A 14,902-nucleotide genomic window follows, 5' to 3' on the forward strand; every position below is an offset into this window, starting at 1 on the left:
GGGTGCCGTAGGGGGTCTCGGTGGGGTTCTCCAGCAGCGTGAGCAGGCGGCGCTCCACCTGGTCGCTCATCACGTGCTCCCAGCGGCAGGCCTCCTCGTGGACGAGCTCCCACTCGAGGCCGATCACGTCCGCGAGCAGGCGCTCGGCCAGGCGGTGCTTGCGCAGCACGGACACGGCCCGCTCGCGGCCCGCCACGGTCAGCTCCAGCCGACGGTCCGCGCCCACGTGCACCAGCCCGTCCCGCTCCATGCGGGCCACGGTCTGGGAGACGGTGGGGCCGGAGTGCTCCAGACGCTCGACGATGCGGGCGCGCAGCGGGGGGATGCCCTCCTCCTCGAGCTCGAGGATCGTGCGCAGGTACATCTCGGTGGTGTCGATCAGATCCGTCATGGCACGTCCTCTTCCCTCGGGCTCTTCGTCCCGGACATCCTAGCGAGGCGTGAGTCACGTGGACGGCCGGTGGTCCCGGGCGCGGGAGAATGGGCGCGACCCGCGACCCCGAAGCGTCAGGAGCACGCATGACCTCCCCCGCCGAGATCACCATCCCCCAGGACCTGCTGCCGGCCGACGGCCGCTTCGGCGCCGGCCCCTCCAAGGTCCGCCCCGAGCAGCTGAGCGCGCTCCAGGACGCAGCCGGGCTGCTCGGCACGTCGCACCGTCAGAAGCCGGTCAAGGACCTGGTGGCGAGCGTCCGGTCGGGCGTCGCCGAGCTGTTCTCGGCGCCGGAGGGCTACGAGGTGATCCTCGGCGTCGGCGGCTCCACCGCGTTCTGGGACGCGGCCGCCTTCAGCCTGGTCCGCGAGCGCGCCCAGCATCTGAGCTTCGGCGAGTTCGGCTCGAAGTTCGCCAAGGCCACCGACCAGGCGCCGTTCCTGGCGCCGTCGGACATCCGCACCTCCGAGCCGGGCACCCGCCCCGAGCCGGAGGCCGTGGCCGGGGTCGACGTGTACGCGTGGCCGCACAACGAGACCTCCACCGGCGTGATGGCGCCCGTCGTCCGCCCCGCGGGCATCGACGAGGACGCCCTGGTCGTCGTCGACGCCACCTCGGCCGCGGGCGGCCTGCCGGTGGACGTGTCCGAGGCGGACGTGTACTACTTCGCGCCGCAGAAGAACTTCGCGTCCGACGGCGGTCTGTGGCTCGCGCTGTTCTCCCCGCGGGCCCTGGCGCGGGTCGCGGAGATCAAGGAGTCCGGCCGCTGGATCCCGGCGTTCCTGGACCTGGCCACGGCCGTGGAGAACTCCCTCAAGGACCAGACCTACAACACGCCCGCGCTGGCCACGCTCGTCATGCTGGACGCGCAGCTGCGCTGGATGAACGGCCAGGGCGGGCTGGACGCGATGACCGCCCGCACCGCCGACTCCTCCTCGCGCGTGTACGCGTGGGCCGAGGCGTCGTCGTTCGCCACGCCGTTTGTGGCCCGGCCCGAGGACCGCTCCGCCGTGGTCTGCACCGTCGACTTCTCCGACGACGTCGACGCGGCGGCGGTCGCCCAGGCCCTGCGCGCGAACGGCGTGGTGGACGTGGAGCCCTACCGCAAGCTCGGCCGGAACCAGCTGCGGATCGCGACCTTCGCCGCGACCGAGCCCGAGGACGTCGCGGCGCTGCTGCGCTGCATCGACCACGTGGTCGAGCGCCTGGCCTGAGCCGCCGGGGTGCGCCGGCTCAGCCGCGGTCGGCCGCCGCGGGCTCGGGTGCCGTCTGGGCGGCGTCGTCCGGCGCGGCCTCGGGCGCCGGGGAGCCGGGCACGCGGCCCTCGGCCACGGCCTTGAGCCGCTCGCGTTCCTCCTCGTTCACGCGCTCGGCGTACGGCACCCACGGGGGCGCCACGAGCGAACCCTCCCCCGCCATGAGGCCGGTCTCGCACACGGTGACCTGCTTGGCGCGTGGGGCCCGGGCGATCGTCACGTACCAGAGCCAGCCCGCGTAGCCGGGCATGCGGCACGCGAAGCGGTGCGTCAGGAGCCGGTCGTCGTCCACGAGCACGTCCACGTGCTCCCCCACCTCGTCCGGGGCGGCCAGCCCGGCCAGCCCCGCGCGGGCGGCGTCCACGGCGGCGGCGAGCAGCTCGTCGCGGCGCGGGGCCCGGCGACGCGCGGGCGGCGCGGCCGTCCTCTCCTCGGCGGGCGCGGGCTCGGCGTCGGGGCTCCGGTGGTCGACGCGCGGGGCGTCGTCGTGGGTGGTCATGGCTCAGGCCTCCAGGTCGTCGGCGACACGGCGCAGCACCTGCGCCATCTTCTGCGCCTGGGCGCGCTGGGGGTAGCGGCCGCGGCGCAGGCCGTTGGAGGTCTGGTCCAGCCACGTGATGAGGTCCTCCATGAGGACGGCCATCTCGGTGGCGCCGGGTCGGTGGTTGCGGACCACCGAGGGTGCGGCGTCGAGCACGCGCAGCGAGAGCGCCTGCTTGCCGCGGCGGCCCTCGGCCACGCCGAACTCCACGCGGGTGCCTCCGCGCAGCTCGGTCACCCCGGCCGGCAGGGCCGAGGCGGGCACGTGGACCTCCTCACCCTCGTCCGTCTGGGCGAACCCGAAGCCCTTGGTCGAGTCGTAGAACTTGATGCGTCCGGTGGGCATGTGCGTCACCTGCTCCTCGTCATGTGGGTCCACCGCGTCGGGCCGGCGCCGCAGGGGCGGCCGTGCTCTCGTCTCGGGTCGGCGGGGTCCGGCACCGGCGTGGCGGTGCGCCGCGGCATCGGTGGGACCAGCCTGGCCGTGCGCCCGGAGGGGACGGCGGAGGACGTGGTCGTCAATGACCTCCCAGGATAGCCCGACTAGAGTGGCAGGCATGCCTCGGACCCTCCCCGCCTCCGCGCCCGCCGCCGACCCCGCCGATCACCGGGGCGGTCGTGGCGTCGTCCTGGTGCTGGGCGTGGCCGTGACGGCGGTGTCCGCTCTGGCCCTGGTGGTCCTGCTGGTCGCGTACTTCCTGGCGTGGCCGGCGTCCCCGGCGCTGTTCGCGCTCGCGCTGTTCGGCCTGCCCGTCGGCTTCGGCCTGATGCTGCTGCACGTGGTGCTGGGCGCCGTCCGGCGCTCGCGCCCCTGAGCCGTCGGGCCAACGACGCCCCGTGACATCCAGCACCCTTTCAGGGTGTTCCCAGGTCGGGGCGGTTGACTGGGCCCCATGCAGCCTCAGAACCCCGAAGCACGCCTCCTGGTGGTGGACGACGAGCCCAACATCCGCGAGCTGCTCTCCACGTCCCTGCGCTACGCCGGCTTCGAGGTCACGGCCGCGGCCAACGGCCGGGAGGCCCTGGACGCCGCCGAGGAGTTCCAGCCGGACCTGGCCGTGCTGGACGTGATGCTCCCGGACATGGACGGCTTCACCGTGACCCGCCGCCTGCGCTCCGCCGGCCGTCACTTCCCCGTCGTGTTCCTCACCGCGCGGGACGGCACCGAGGACAAGATCACCGGCCTGACGGTCGGCGGCGACGACTACGTGACCAAGCCGTTCTCCCTCGACGAGGTGGTCGCCCGCATCCGCGCCGTGCTGCGCCGCACCGCCTCCCTCGACGACGACGCGGCGGTGCTGCGCGTCGACGACCTCGAGCTCGACGACGACGCACACGAGGTCCGCCGCGGCGGCGAGGTCGTGGAGCTCTCCCCCACCGAGTTCAAGCTGCTGCGCTACCTCATGATGAACCCGAACCGGGTGCTCTCGAAGGCCCAGATCCTGGACCACGTGTGGGAGTACGACTTCAACGGGGACGCCTCGATCGTCGAGTCCTACATCTCCTACCTGCGCCGCAAGATCGACGTCGGCGGCCGCGAGAAGATGATCCACACCAAGCGCGGCGTCGGCTACATGCTCCGCACCGCGGACAAGCGCTGACGTGCGTGCGCGGCTCGACGCCGCGGCGGCCCGCGTCCGCCATCCGCGCGCCTGGCTGAGGGGCACGTGGCAGGGGCAGTCCCTGCGCACCAAGCTGGTCGTGATGATCGCGGCGCTCATGCTGGCCCTGGTCGCCGTGACCGCCCTGGCGACCGCGGCACTGTTCCGCCAGGAGGCGGTGCGCCAGCTGGACGAGGACATGGCCGCCAACCGGGACACCGTCTCGATGTACCTGGCCAACGTCGCCCAGACCGGCGAGTACTACATGCCGCAGCTGCCCATCCTGCGCTTCTACGGCGTCGTGTGGGACAACGAGGGCGCGCGGGTCGTCCAGACCCCGGTGATGCCGGACGCGGACGAGCCGGCCCTGCCGGACATCACCCCGGCCGAGGCCCGCGAGCGCGGCTCCGCCTCCTTCGAGGTGCCCGGCACACAGCCGGACTCGAGCGGCTGGCGCGTGCAGCTGTACGGGCTCAGCAGCGGCGACGGCACCATGGCCGTGGCCCTGCCCCTACAGAGCGTGACCTCCTCCGTCGAGCGCGTCACCTCGATCGTCGTGACCATCGGCCTGCTCGCGACGGCGGGCACCGTGATCGTGGCCAACCTGGCGGTCCAGCGCGCGTTCCGCACCCTGAACCGCGTGGAGCGCACCGCCGCCAAGATCGCCGCCGGCGACCTGAGCCAGCGCGTGGAGAGCGCGGCGCCCGACACCGAGGTGGGCCGGCTCTCCCGCTCCCTCAATGCCATGCTCGCGCACATCGAGTCCGCGTTCCGGGACAAGGAGATCTCCGAGGACAAGATGCGCCGCTTCGTGCAGGACGCCTCCCACGAGCTGCGCACCCCCCTGGTCACCATCCGCGGATTCTCCGAGCTGTACCGGCACGGCGGGCTGCGCGAGGAGGAGGACGTCGCCGCCGCCATGCAGCGCATCGAGTCCGAGGCCACCCGCATGACCCGCCTCGTGGAGGACCTGCTCACCCTGGCCCGCCTCGACGAGCAGCGCCCCCTCGAGCACGCCCCGGTGGACCTGCTCATCCTCGCGATGGACTCCATGATGGACGCCTCCGTGAACGCCCCGGACCGCAAGGTCACCCTCGTGGGCCCCGACGGCGACCGGGCGGCCCCGGCGCCCATCCTCGGCGACGAGAACCGGATGCGCCAGGTGGTGGTGAACCTCATGGCCAACGCCCTGCGCTACACCCCCGCCGGCACCCCCATCGAGATCGCGGTCGGCACCGTCGACCACCTCGGCGGCCAGGCCGGGGCGGACGGCGCGGGCCGCAGCTCCGTGATCGAGATCCGTGACCACGGGCCGGGCGTGTCCGAGGAGGACCGCGCCCGCATCTTCGAGCGGTTCTACCGCGCGGACACCTCCCGGCACCGCGAGACGGGCGGCACGGGGCTCGGCCTGGCCATCGTCGCGGCGATCGTGGCCCAGCACGGCGGCTCCGTCCGGCTGCTGGAGACCGAGGGCGGCGGCGCCACCTTCTCCGTCCACCTGCCGTGGGCACCGTTCGAGGACGAGGCGGACGAGGACGTCGAGGACGAGCGCCCGCCCGCACGGGACACCGACGACGACGCGGCCGGTCCGCCCACCGGCCCCCTCGCCCTGACCGCGCCGTCGGGCGCCGGCGCCAGCGCCACGGACGCCGCCCGGAGCAGCCGCCTGCTGCGCGCGGCGGAGCGGTTCCGTCGCGCCTCGGCCGAGCGCCGCCGTCGGGCGTCTGCTCCTGCACAGGCGCATCAGGCCGACGCCCCGTCCCCAGGCGAGGACGACCCGGCGGCGGAGCGGGACGCCCGTCCCTAGCGTGGTGCCCGGCGGCGCCCGCCGCCCATCAGCACTCATCAGAGGGGACAGTCACATGAGCATCGTGCAGATCGACGTCGAGGACCTGCGGGCCAAGAGCGGGGCGGTGGAGGGCTCCATCGGCCGCCTCCAGGCGGAGGTGAGCACCATGGAGGCCAACCTGCGCCAGCTGCAGGACACCTGGCGCGGCCAGGCGGCCGCGAACTTCCAGGGCGTGCTCACCGAGTGGCGCGCCACCCAGCAGCGCGTGGAGGAGTCCCTGGCGGGCATCCGCCGCGCGATGGACGCCGCCGCCACCCAGTACCAGGACGCGGAGACCGCCAACGCCGCGATGTTCCGGTTCTGAGCGTCCGGAACGGACCGGGGTGCGGCCGGCCGGCCACACCCCGGTCCCTGCTTCCTAGAGTGGAGGCATGACCGTCCTGATCGACCCGCCCGCGTGGCCCGCCCACGGCACCGTGTTCTCCCACCTCGTCTCCGACGCCTCCCTCGAGGAGCTCCACGCGTTCGCGCGGGCGGCGGGGCTCTCGGAGCGGGCCTTCGACCGAGACCACTACGACGTGCCCGCGCACCGACGTGCCGAGCTCGTGGCCCGCGGGGCGGTGCCCGTCACCGGACGGGAGCTGGTGCGCCGGCTCGCCGCCTCGGGGCTGCGCGTGCCCGCCCGGAGCCGCGCCGAGAAGCGGGACGTGGTCCTCGCCCGACGTTGGGCGCGGCTGTTCGAGGGCACGGCGGCGAGCCCCGATGCGGTGACGACGGCGGGACGCGACCTGCTGGCCCGCTGGGCGGAGCCGCATCGGCACTACCACGACCCGGCCCACCTGCTCGCGGTGCTCGAGTCCGTGGACCTGCTCGAGCGGGCGGGGGCGGAGACCGGGCCGGATCCGCGTGCGGTCCGCCTGGCCGCGTGGTTCCACGACGCCGTCTACGCCGGGGACCCCACCGCGCCCGCCGGCCAGGACGAGGCGGACTCGGCCGCCCTGGCCCGGGACGTGCTCACCGATCCGCGGCTGGCCGTGCCGGCCGACGTCGTCGACGAGGTGGCACGCCTCGTGTTGCTCACCGCCGCCCACGACCCCGCCCCGCACGACGCGGCCGGGGCGGTGCTCTCGGACGCGGACCTCGAGGTCCTCGGCCGCTCCCCCGAGGCCTACGCCCGCTACGTGGCCGCGGTGCGGCGGGACTACGCGCACGTGTCCGACGCGGACTGGGCCCGCGGTCGCGGCGCGGTGCTGGACGCCCTGCTGGACGCCGAGCGGCTGTATCGGACCGCGCCCGGCCGAGCACGCTGGGAGGCCGCGGCCCGCCGCAACCTGGCGGCGGAACGAGCCGCGCTGTCGGCCTGAGCGGGGCGCCCCGGTGCTGGCCCGGGACGCGGCGAGGCCCGCCTCCCCGGACGGGGAGACGGGCCTCGCAGGCTGGGCGCCCGAACGGGTCGGGCCGGCTCAGCGGCTGATCACATCATGCCGCCCATGCCGCCCATCGGGTCCATGCCCTCGGCGCCGGCGGCGGCCTTCTCGGGCTTGTCCGCGACCACGGCCTCGGTGGTCAGGAACAGGCCCGCGATGGACGCGGCGTTCTGCAGGGCCGAGCGGGTCACCTTCACCGGGTCGTTGATGCCGGCGGCCAGCAGGTCCTCGTACTCGCCGGTGGCGGCGTTCAGGCCGTGGCCGTCGTCGAGGGTCTTGACCTTGTCCGCCACGACGCCGGGCTCCAGGCCGGCGTTGAAGGCGATCTGCTTCAGCGGGGCCTCGATGGCGACCTTGACGATGTTCGCGCCGGTGGCCTCGTCGCCCTCGAGCTGCAGGCCGCCGAACGCCTTGGCGCCGGCCTGGATCAGGGCCACGCCGCCGCCGGCGACGATGCCCTCCTCCACCGCGGCCTTGGCGTTGCGCACGGCGTCCTCGATGCGGTGCTTGCGCTCCTTGAGCTCCACCTCGGTGGCCGCGCCGGCCTTGATGACGGCCACGCCGCCGGCCAGCTTGGCGAGGCGCTCCTGCAGCTTCTCGCGGTCGTAGTCCGAGTCGGTGTTCTCGATCTCGGAGCGGATCTGGGCCACGCGGCCGGCGATCTGCTCGGCGTCGCCGGCACCCTCCACGATGGTGGTCTCGTCCTTGGTGATGACCACCTTGCGGGCGGTGCCCAGCAGGTCGAGGGTCGCGTTCTCCAGGGACAGGCCCACCTCGGAGGAGATGACCTGGCCGCCGGTGAGGATGGCGATGTCGGCGAGCATGGCCTTGCGGCGGTCACCGAAGCCCGGGGCCTTCACGGCCACGGACTTGAAGGTGCCGCGGATCTTGTTGACCACGAGGGTGGCCAGGGCCTCGCCCTCGACGTCCTCGGCGATGATCAGCAGCGGCTTGCCCGACTGCATGACCTTCTCGAGGATCGCCACCATGTCCTTCACGGAGGAGATCTTCGAGTTGACGATGAGGATGTAGGGATCCTCGAGGACGGCCTCCTGGCGGTCCGCGTCGGTCACGAAGTAACCGGAGATGTAGCCCTTGTCGAAGCGCATGCCCTCGGTGAGCTCGAGCTCGAGGCCGAAGGTGTTGGACTCCTCGACGGTGATGACGCCCTCCTTGCCGACCTTGTCCAGGGCCTCGGCGATGAGGGAGCCGATCTGCTTGTCCGCGGCGGAGATCGAGGCGGTGGCCGCGATCTGGTCCTTGGTCTCGATCTCGCGGGAGGCGGAGAGCAGCTCGGAGGTGACGGCCTCCACGGCCTTCTCGATGCCGCGCTTCAGCGACAGCGGGTCGGCGCCCGCGGCCACGTTGCGCAGGCCCTCGCGGACCAGCGCCTGGGCCAGCACGGTGGCAGTGGTGGTGCCGTCGCCGGCGACGTCGTCGGTCTTCTTGGCGACCTCCTTGACGAGCTCCGCGCCGATCTTCTCGTACGGGTCCTCGAGCTCGATCTCCTTGGCGATGGAGACGCCGTCGTTGGTGATGGTGGGGGCGCCCCACTTCTTCTCCAGCACCACGTTGCGGCCGCGGGGGCCGAGGGTCACCTTCACGGCGTCGGCCAGGGTGTTCAGGCCCTTCTCCAGGCCGCGGCGGGCCTCTTCGTCGAATGCGATGGTCTTGGCCATGTGCAGGTCCTTTCTGGACGTCGGCTTCCTACTGCTGGTGGCTGACCCGCGCCGATGCCCGCGACGGACGGCCCCTGGGGGCCTCACCGGTGGACAGGTCCTCCTCCACGGCGCCGGACCGGCCGGGGTACGGCTGGCAGTCGCGCCTTCGGAGTGCTAACCCCATTATGAGCACTCGCACCGGGAGAGTGCAAAAGGTCTGCGGTGCGGGGCCCGCCCTTCCGCGGACGGCGGACGGCCCCCGGCAGAACGCCTCGGAAGGCGCCCCGCCGGGGGCCGGAAAGGGCGCGCGGCCGACACGGCCGCACGACGGGCGGATCAGCCGGTGACGACCACCGCGACGCCGTTCACCTGCAGGTTCGGGGTCTGCATGACCGGGAAGCCGAGCTCCTTGCCGACCGCCTCGGCGGCGGCCTTGTTGGCCGAGCCGTTGTACAGGACGGTGGAGGACTGGATGCCGTAGCCGCTCCAGTTCTTCGCGTCCACCGAGGTGTAGCCGGCGCCCGTGAGCCGCTGCGCGTAGGAGGCGGCGAGGCCCTGGGTGCGGGTCGCGTTGTACACGGTGACGTGGGTGCCGCGCACGGCCGCGGACTGCGCGGCCGCACGAGAGCTCGACGCGGCCGCAGACTGCGCGGCCGCACGAGAGCTCGACGCGGCCGCAGACTGCGCGGCCGCACGAGAGCTCGACGCGGCCGCAGACTGCGCGGCCGCACGAGAGCTCGACGCGGCCGCAGACTGCGCGGCCGCACGGGAGCTCGACGCGGCCGCGGACTGCGAGCGCGAGGCCTCCGCCGCGGCGGCCGAACGGGACGCGGCGGCGCGCGAGGACTCCGCCGCCTGGACGGCCGCCGCCGACCGGGACGCCTCTGCGGACTGCGCGGCGGCCTCGGAACGCGAGGCCTCCGCCGCCTGTGCCTCCGCGGCGGCACGGGACGACTCAGCGGCCTCCGCGGCGGCACGGGACGACTCGGCGGCCCGGGACGACTCGGCGGCCTCTGCGGCGGCCGCCTCCTGCGCCACCCGCGAGGACTCAGCCGCGGCCGCAGCCGCGGAACGGGACGCCTCCGCCGTGTCCTCGGACGGGGTGGCGGACTCGGTCGCGGATGCAGTCGACGCCGACGCGGAGGACGCCGAGGAGGACTCGGACGACGCCGACGTCGACGTCGACGGCGACGGCTCGACCGCCGGGGCCGTCGTCGAGCTCTCGGCGGCGACGGGCTCGGAGCGGTCGCCGGTGAGCCACGGCAGGACGACGCCCACGAACAGGCCGGCGAGCAGGACGAGGCCGGCCACCCAGAGCAGCGGGCTCAGGCGGCGACCCCCGCCCGCGGCGGTCGCGCCGGCAGCGGCGAAGGACTCGCGGTGCGCGCCGCGCTGGTCCGTGTACTCGGGGACCTCGTCGAAGCGGTCGGGCTGGTAGGCCATGGGTCAGTTCTCCTGGCGGGAAGCGGGCGTGGACGGCGCCGGATCCGCGGGTCCCCTCCGGGCCCGGCTGCGGGTGCCGCGCTTGCGCAGCAGCCGCGTGACCAGCAGGGGTCGGTAGGCCAGGGCGGCCTCACGGTCCAGCAATCCGTTCAACACCTGATAATAGGCGGTCGGAGACAGCCCCAGACGCTCTCGGACGGCGTGGTCCTTGGCCCCGCCGTACCGCCAGGTGGCGGCCTCCAGGTCCAGGACCGCACGCTCCAGGTCCGTCAGCTCGTCCCGTCGCGCCCGCGCGCGGGCACCCTCGTCCGGGGCCGGATCGGGCGAGACGGGCGTGGGGTGGGACATGGCGGCCACTGTACCCACCCGGTCTACCCTCGGGGCATGGAGTTCATCGCGCCCCTGGATCCGGGCTGGGAGGCGGCCCTCGCCCCGCAGGCCGCCGCGTTCGAGCAGGTCGGCGAGCGGCTGCGGGCCCGCCGGGCGGCCGGAGAGCAGGTGCTGCCGGCGCCGGAGCACATCCTGCGGGCGTTCCGTCAGCCGTTCGCGGACGTCCGCGTCCTCGTGCTGGGCCAGGACCCCTACCCGACGCCGGGCCATCCGATCGGCCTGAGCTTCGCGGTGGACCGCCACGTGCGGCCGCTGCCCCGCTCCCTGGCCAACATCCACCGGGAGCTGCACGACGACCTCGGCATCACCCCGCCCGCCCACGGGGACCTCTCCGCGTGGACGGACCAGGGCGTGCTGCTGCTGAACCGCGCCCTCAGCGTGCGGGCCGGCGCACCCGGCAGCCACCGCGGCCTCGGCTGGGAGCAGATCACGGAGGCCGCGGTGCGGGCCCTCTGCGCGCGCGGCACCCCGCTCGTGGGGCTGCTGTGGGGAGCCGACGCGCGGCGCATGGCGCCGCTGCTGACGGCGGCGGGGGCCGGCGTCGTGGAGTCCCCGCATCCCTCGCCCCTGAGCGCCCACCGCGGGTTCTTCGGCTCCCGGCCGTTCAGCCGGGTGAACCGGCTCCTCGAGGCGGCCGGCGCGGCCCCGGTGGACTGGCGCCTGCCCGACTGAGCCGGGCCGCCGGTCAGCCGCGCTGGTGCATCACGAGTTCGGTGGGCAGCAGCGTGCCCATCCGGTCGGTGATCGGCTTGGCCAGGGTGTTGCCGAAGGCGACGCCGGCCGCGATTGCCACGACGATGACCGCGGCGTTGAAGAGTCCCTCGACGCCCAGCAGCGTGGCCCCGGTCTCCACGGTGAACCCGTAGACGGACCGGAACATGGTGAGTCCGGGAAGCAGGAACAGCATGGACGGCAGGACGATCACGAGCGCCGGGGCCGCGAGCCGCTGGGCCACCAGGCGGCCGAGGAACCCGACCGCCGCCGCGGCGACCGCGGGCACCAGCCGGTCGCTGACCCCGATCTGCTGCGCTGCCAGGTACGCGCCGAAGCCGGCCCCGGACACGAGACCGCAGGCCAGGATCTGGGGCCACCGCGACTGCTCCACCACCGCGTCCGCCATGCCCGCGGCCATCACGAGGCCCAGCAGCAGCAGCGGCGGATAGCTCAGCGTCCCCGCCTCGGCCAGGTCCAGCTGTTCGAATCCCACGAGATCCCCGATGCCCACGGCGATCATGATCCCGGCCATCACGCCGGCGAACACGAGCAGCGCGGAGAGGAAGCGGCCCGCGGCGGTCACCGGGAAGCCGTGGATGGCGTCCTGCACCGCGGTGACGAACCTCGCCGTGGGCAGGAGCATCATGATGCCGCCGGCGATCACCAGCGCCGGGTTGACCGGCAGGTCGAGGGCGTGGGCCATCAGCGCGATCACCGTGGCCGTGATCGCCCCGAACATCGTGGAGAAGATCTCCGGGAAGCGCGCCTTGTCCGCCTGGACCTTGAGCCAGAAGACCAGCCAGGTGGAGACCATGCCCAGGGCCGCGCCCGTCCAGGTCCCGCCGATGAACGGCACGAAGCAGGCCACGAACACGCCGGAGAAGAGGACCTCGAAGACGGCGGGGAACGGCTTGGGCTGATGCCGGATCTCCACGAGCCGGCGCTGGGCCTCGGCCCGGTCCACCTCGCCCGCGGCGATCTCCTCGACGAGCCGGTGGACGGCCACGAGCCCCTCGAAGTTCACCGAGGACGAGCGGACCACCCGCTGGAGGGTGAACGGGGCCTCGCCGCGTGAGGAGTCGGGCGCGTAGTTCAGGGAGATGGACTGGTTGGTCAGGTCCACCTCGGTCTCGAGGATCCCGTAGGCCTGCGTGGCCACGATGATCGAGGTCTCCACGTCCAGCGAGGCCGCGCCGAAGCTGAACATCGTCTCGCCCAGCTTGAGCGCGAAGTCCAGGGTCGTGCGGGCCTCAAGGGCCTGCGCCTCCGCGCGGCGCTGCTGCAGCGTGGAGCGCATGCGGCGCCCGTACGGCGAGGAGTGCAGGCGGTCGGCCAGCACGAGCGCCTGCGTCGGCAGGTTCTCGACGAAGACCTCGCGGGAGCGCCGGCCGCGCCGACGCCCGCGCTTCTCGGGCGGACCCGCGGGGACCACCGGGTCCGGGACGGTGATGTCCGGCGCGGGGATCACGTCCGGGGCGGGCAGGGCGCCGTCGGCCTCCGCGGGCGCCAGGACGGAGGTGGGCACCTGCTCAGACAGCGGCGGCTCGGTCAGGGGCGCGTCCGCGGCCGGCTCCGGCAGCGTCTCCGCCTCCGGCTCGGCCGATTCCTCCGGCTGCGGCTCCGGCGCCGAGACCGGATCGGCGGCGGCGGGGCGGACCACGGGCGGCAGCGGCTCCGTCGGCTCGACGGCGACCGCGGCCGGGTGGGCCGACTCCGCCGGGTCGAGGTCGAGCAGGCCGGGGTCCTCCGGGTCGAGCGTGAGGTCGCCGACAGCGGCGGCGTCCTCGGCGCCGGCCGGGCGCAGCACGGGGATGAGCGTGGGGACGGCCGGGGGCTCCGCGATGCGGGGGTCGAACCGCGCCGGCTCCTGGGTGCCCTCCTGCTCCATGCGGCTCACCCTCTCCTTCCGTGTGCGGGCGCTGGACGCGCCACGGCGGTGGGCCGAGCCCCGCCGACGCGTCCATCCAACCACGCCGGCACCTCCCCCGCCGGGGCCGTCGGCACCGCGGCCCGGGGACGCGAAAGGGCCCTCCCGGAGGAGGGCCCTGCTGCGGTGGATCTTACTGGACTCGAACCAGCGACCTCTCGCGTGTGAAGCGAACGCTCTAACCAACTGAGCTAAAGATCCGGGCGTCGCCCCATGGGGGTGACAACTCGAAGAACGATACCTCAGGCGGCGCCGCCTGTCCACCCGGGCGACGGCCGCCCCGCGCACGGCGGAGCGGCCGTCGAGAGCCGACGAGCACGTCAAGGCGTCGGTCAGCGTGGCGCCGGGCTCGACGCCGCCCTGGGCGACCAACGAGGTCCCGGCGCCCGGGGCGGGCTCCGGTCAGGAGCTGCCGCCGAGGGAGGAGACCGCCCTGGTGGCGTCCGCCAGGCCGGCGCCGCAGCCCGCGGAGCAGGACACGGGCATGGACCGGGCCGTGGACGTGAGGGTGGACTCGACCTGGGCCGGGGTGAGGCTCGGCCGCTCGGCCAGCAGCAGGGCGGCCAGGCCCGCGACGTGCGGGGTGGCCATCGAGGTGCCGTTGTAGGCGGCGTGGCCGGCCGTCGTCGGGGTGGTGGCGCCGTTGTTCACGGTCGAGATGATGTTCGCGCCCGGGGCGGTCACGTCCACGGCGGAGCCGTAGTTCGAGAACGAGGCGCGGGCGCCCTGCGAGGTGGAGGCGGCCACCACGATGGTGTTCCGGCAGTTGGCCGGGCGCACGTTGGCGGCGGGCTGGTTCTCGTTGCCCGCCGCCACGACGACGGGCACGCCGCGGGAGACGGCCGCGTTGATCGCGTTCTGGTAGGTGGTGCCGCACGTGCCGGAGCCGCCGAGGGACATGTTGATGACGTCCGCCGGGTTCGGGTTGGCCGGCACGCCCGCCACGGTGCCGCCGGCGGCCCACACGACCGCGTCGGCGATGTCGGACAGCGAACCGCCGCACTTGCCGAGCACGCGGATGGGCTGGATCTTCGCGTTCGGGGCCACGCCGACGACACCCTGGGAGTCGGCCACGGCCGCGACGGTGCCCGCCACGTGGGTGCCGTGCCACGAGGAGTCGGAGGCACCGGCGGTGCCGCACTCGCCGGCGGCGTACCAGTCGCCCTCGTCGCGCGGGTTGGAGTCGCGGCCCCCGCCGTCGCGCGCCGCCCTGCCGTCGGAGATGAAGTCGTAGCCGGGCACGACGTTGCGGTCGAGGTCCGGGTGGGAGGTGATGCCGGTGTCGATGACGGCCACGGTCGCACCGGAGCCCGTCGTGCGGTCCCACGCCCCGGGGACCCGCATGCCGTGGGTGCCGGTGAAGCCCCACTGCTGCGAGTAGAGGGCGTCCACGGGACTCAGGCCGGTGGCGGTGAGGATGGCGTCCGGCTCCACGGCCTCGACCGCCCCGGAGGCCTTCAGGTCGGCCATGAACTTCGCGGACTCGGCCTGATCCAGCTTGCGGTCCGCCTTGACCACGCGGGAGCCGAGCGCGGTCTCACGCAGCTCCTTCACGGAGACGCCGGCCTCCTTCGCGGCCTTGCCCCAGGCGTTGGCTCGGCCCTTCGCGTGGGCGGTGGCGGCGGTCTCCTTGTAGGTGACGATGAAGGAGTCGTAGCCGTCGGCGTTCGGGTCCTCGACCTGCGCCGCCGCCAGGGGCGAGGCGGCGGTCGGGGTGGCTG

General features: G+C 74.1%; 15 protein-coding genes and 1 tRNA gene. 7 read left to right on the forward strand and 9 right to left on the reverse strand.

What is annotated here, in order from left to right; genetic code table 11:
- On the reverse strand, window positions 1-391 hold a 391-nt coding region (locus tag J1M41_RS08790; RefSeq protein WP_206451586.1), incomplete at its 3' end, for a metal-dependent transcriptional regulator.
- A 128-nt stretch (window positions 392-519) separates the two neighbouring features.
- Between J1M41_RS08790 and serC the strand changes: the two genes are divergently transcribed.
- A complete protein-coding gene (gene serC, locus J1M41_RS08795) occupies window positions 520-1,647 on the forward strand; it encodes a phosphoserine transaminase (RefSeq protein ID WP_115165379.1) in 1,128 nt (375 codons plus the stop codon).
- A 19-nt stretch (window positions 1,648-1,666) separates the two neighbouring features.
- Here the strand turns inward: serC and J1M41_RS08800 are convergent, their stop codons facing one another.
- Both J1M41_RS08800 and J1M41_RS08805 read right to left on the reverse strand, forming a co-directional pair.
- Complete coding sequence (locus J1M41_RS08800; protein WP_192592932.1) at window positions 1,667-2,188, reverse strand: DUF3027 domain-containing protein; 522 nt, start codon at window positions 2,186-2,188, stop codon at window positions 1,667-1,669.
- A 3-nt stretch (window positions 2,189-2,191) separates the two neighbouring features.
- On the reverse strand, window positions 2,192-2,575 hold the full coding sequence (locus tag J1M41_RS08805) for a cold-shock protein (protein ID WP_020628350.1): 384 nt from the start codon (window positions 2,573-2,575) through the stop codon (window positions 2,192-2,194).
- Between the two features lie 211 nt (window positions 2,576-2,786).
- On the opposite strand from J1M41_RS08805, the gene J1M41_RS08810 reads away from it, so the two are divergent.
- The 5 genes from J1M41_RS08810 to J1M41_RS08830 all read left to right on the forward strand — a co-directional run bounded on the left by J1M41_RS08810 (window position 2,787) and on the right by J1M41_RS08830 (window position 6,983).
- Complete coding sequence (locus tag J1M41_RS08810; RefSeq protein ID WP_206451587.1) at window positions 2,787-3,044, forward strand: hypothetical protein; 258 nt, start codon at window positions 2,787-2,789, stop codon at window positions 3,042-3,044.
- Between the two features lie 78 nt (window positions 3,045-3,122).
- Window positions 3,123-3,830, forward strand: a complete 708-nt coding sequence (locus tag J1M41_RS08815) for a response regulator transcription factor (RefSeq protein ID WP_113913968.1) — start codon at window positions 3,123-3,125, stop codon at window positions 3,828-3,830.
- Between the two features lies 1 nt (window position 3,831).
- Entirely contained in the window at window positions 3,832-5,637 is a 1,806-nt protein-coding gene (locus tag J1M41_RS08820; RefSeq protein ID WP_192592931.1) for an ATP-binding protein, read from the forward strand.
- 55 nt (window positions 5,638-5,692) lie between these two features.
- A complete protein-coding gene (locus J1M41_RS08825) occupies window positions 5,693-5,983 on the forward strand; it encodes a WXG100 family type VII secretion target (RefSeq protein WP_010079419.1) in 291 nt (96 codons plus the stop codon).
- A 67-nt stretch (window positions 5,984-6,050) separates the two neighbouring features.
- Complete coding sequence (locus J1M41_RS08830) at window positions 6,051-6,983, forward strand: DUF4031 domain-containing protein (protein ID WP_192592930.1); 933 nt, start codon at window positions 6,051-6,053, stop codon at window positions 6,981-6,983.
- A gap of 110 nt (window positions 6,984-7,093) precedes the next feature.
- Here J1M41_RS08830 and groL read toward each other — a convergent pair whose 3' ends face one another.
- The 3 genes from groL to J1M41_RS08845 all read right to left on the reverse strand — a co-directional run bounded on the left by groL (window position 7,094) and on the right by J1M41_RS08845 (window position 10,498).
- The gene (gene groL, locus J1M41_RS08835; RefSeq protein ID WP_036382487.1) at window positions 7,094-8,725 is read right to left on the reverse strand and encodes a chaperonin GroEL; all 1,632 of its coding nucleotides are present in this window, start codon (window positions 8,723-8,725) and stop codon (window positions 7,094-7,096) included.
- A gap of 318 nt (window positions 8,726-9,043) precedes the next feature.
- Complete coding sequence (locus tag J1M41_RS08840) at window positions 9,044-10,150, reverse strand: LytR C-terminal domain-containing protein (RefSeq protein ID WP_206451588.1); 1,107 nt, start codon at window positions 10,148-10,150, stop codon at window positions 9,044-9,046.
- Window positions 10,151-10,153: 3 nt separating this feature from the next.
- Window positions 10,154-10,498, reverse strand: a complete 345-nt coding sequence (locus J1M41_RS08845) for a DUF3263 domain-containing protein (protein ID WP_205805498.1) — start codon at window positions 10,496-10,498, stop codon at window positions 10,154-10,156.
- A 36-nt stretch (window positions 10,499-10,534) separates the two neighbouring features.
- Here J1M41_RS08845 and J1M41_RS08850 point away from each other — a divergent pair, with 36 nt between their 5' ends.
- The gene (locus J1M41_RS08850) at window positions 10,535-11,212 is read left to right on the forward strand and encodes a uracil-DNA glycosylase (protein WP_036315921.1); all 678 of its coding nucleotides are present in this window, start codon (window positions 10,535-10,537) and stop codon (window positions 11,210-11,212) included.
- A gap of 13 nt (window positions 11,213-11,225) precedes the next feature.
- Here the strand turns inward: J1M41_RS08850 and J1M41_RS08860 are convergent, their stop codons facing one another.
- The 3 genes from J1M41_RS08860 to J1M41_RS08870 all read right to left on the reverse strand — a co-directional run.
- Window positions 11,226-13,142: a threonine/serine exporter ThrE family protein gene (locus tag J1M41_RS08860; protein WP_241247894.1), complete on the reverse strand. Its 1,917-nt coding sequence runs from the start codon at window positions 13,140-13,142 to the stop codon at window positions 11,226-11,228.
- A 166-nt stretch (window positions 13,143-13,308) separates the two neighbouring features.
- Window positions 13,309-13,382, reverse strand: a tRNA-Val gene (locus J1M41_RS08865).
- Window positions 13,383-13,583: 201 nt separating this feature from the next.
- A partial coding sequence (locus tag J1M41_RS08870) for a S8 family peptidase (RefSeq protein WP_241247863.1) occupies window positions 13,584-14,902 on the reverse strand: 1,319 nt, incomplete at its 5' end.

Source organism: Micrococcus sp. KRD096, assembly GCF_017168495.1.
Taxonomy (GTDB): Bacteria; Actinomycetota; Actinomycetes; order Actinomycetales; family Micrococcaceae; genus Micrococcus; species Micrococcus luteus.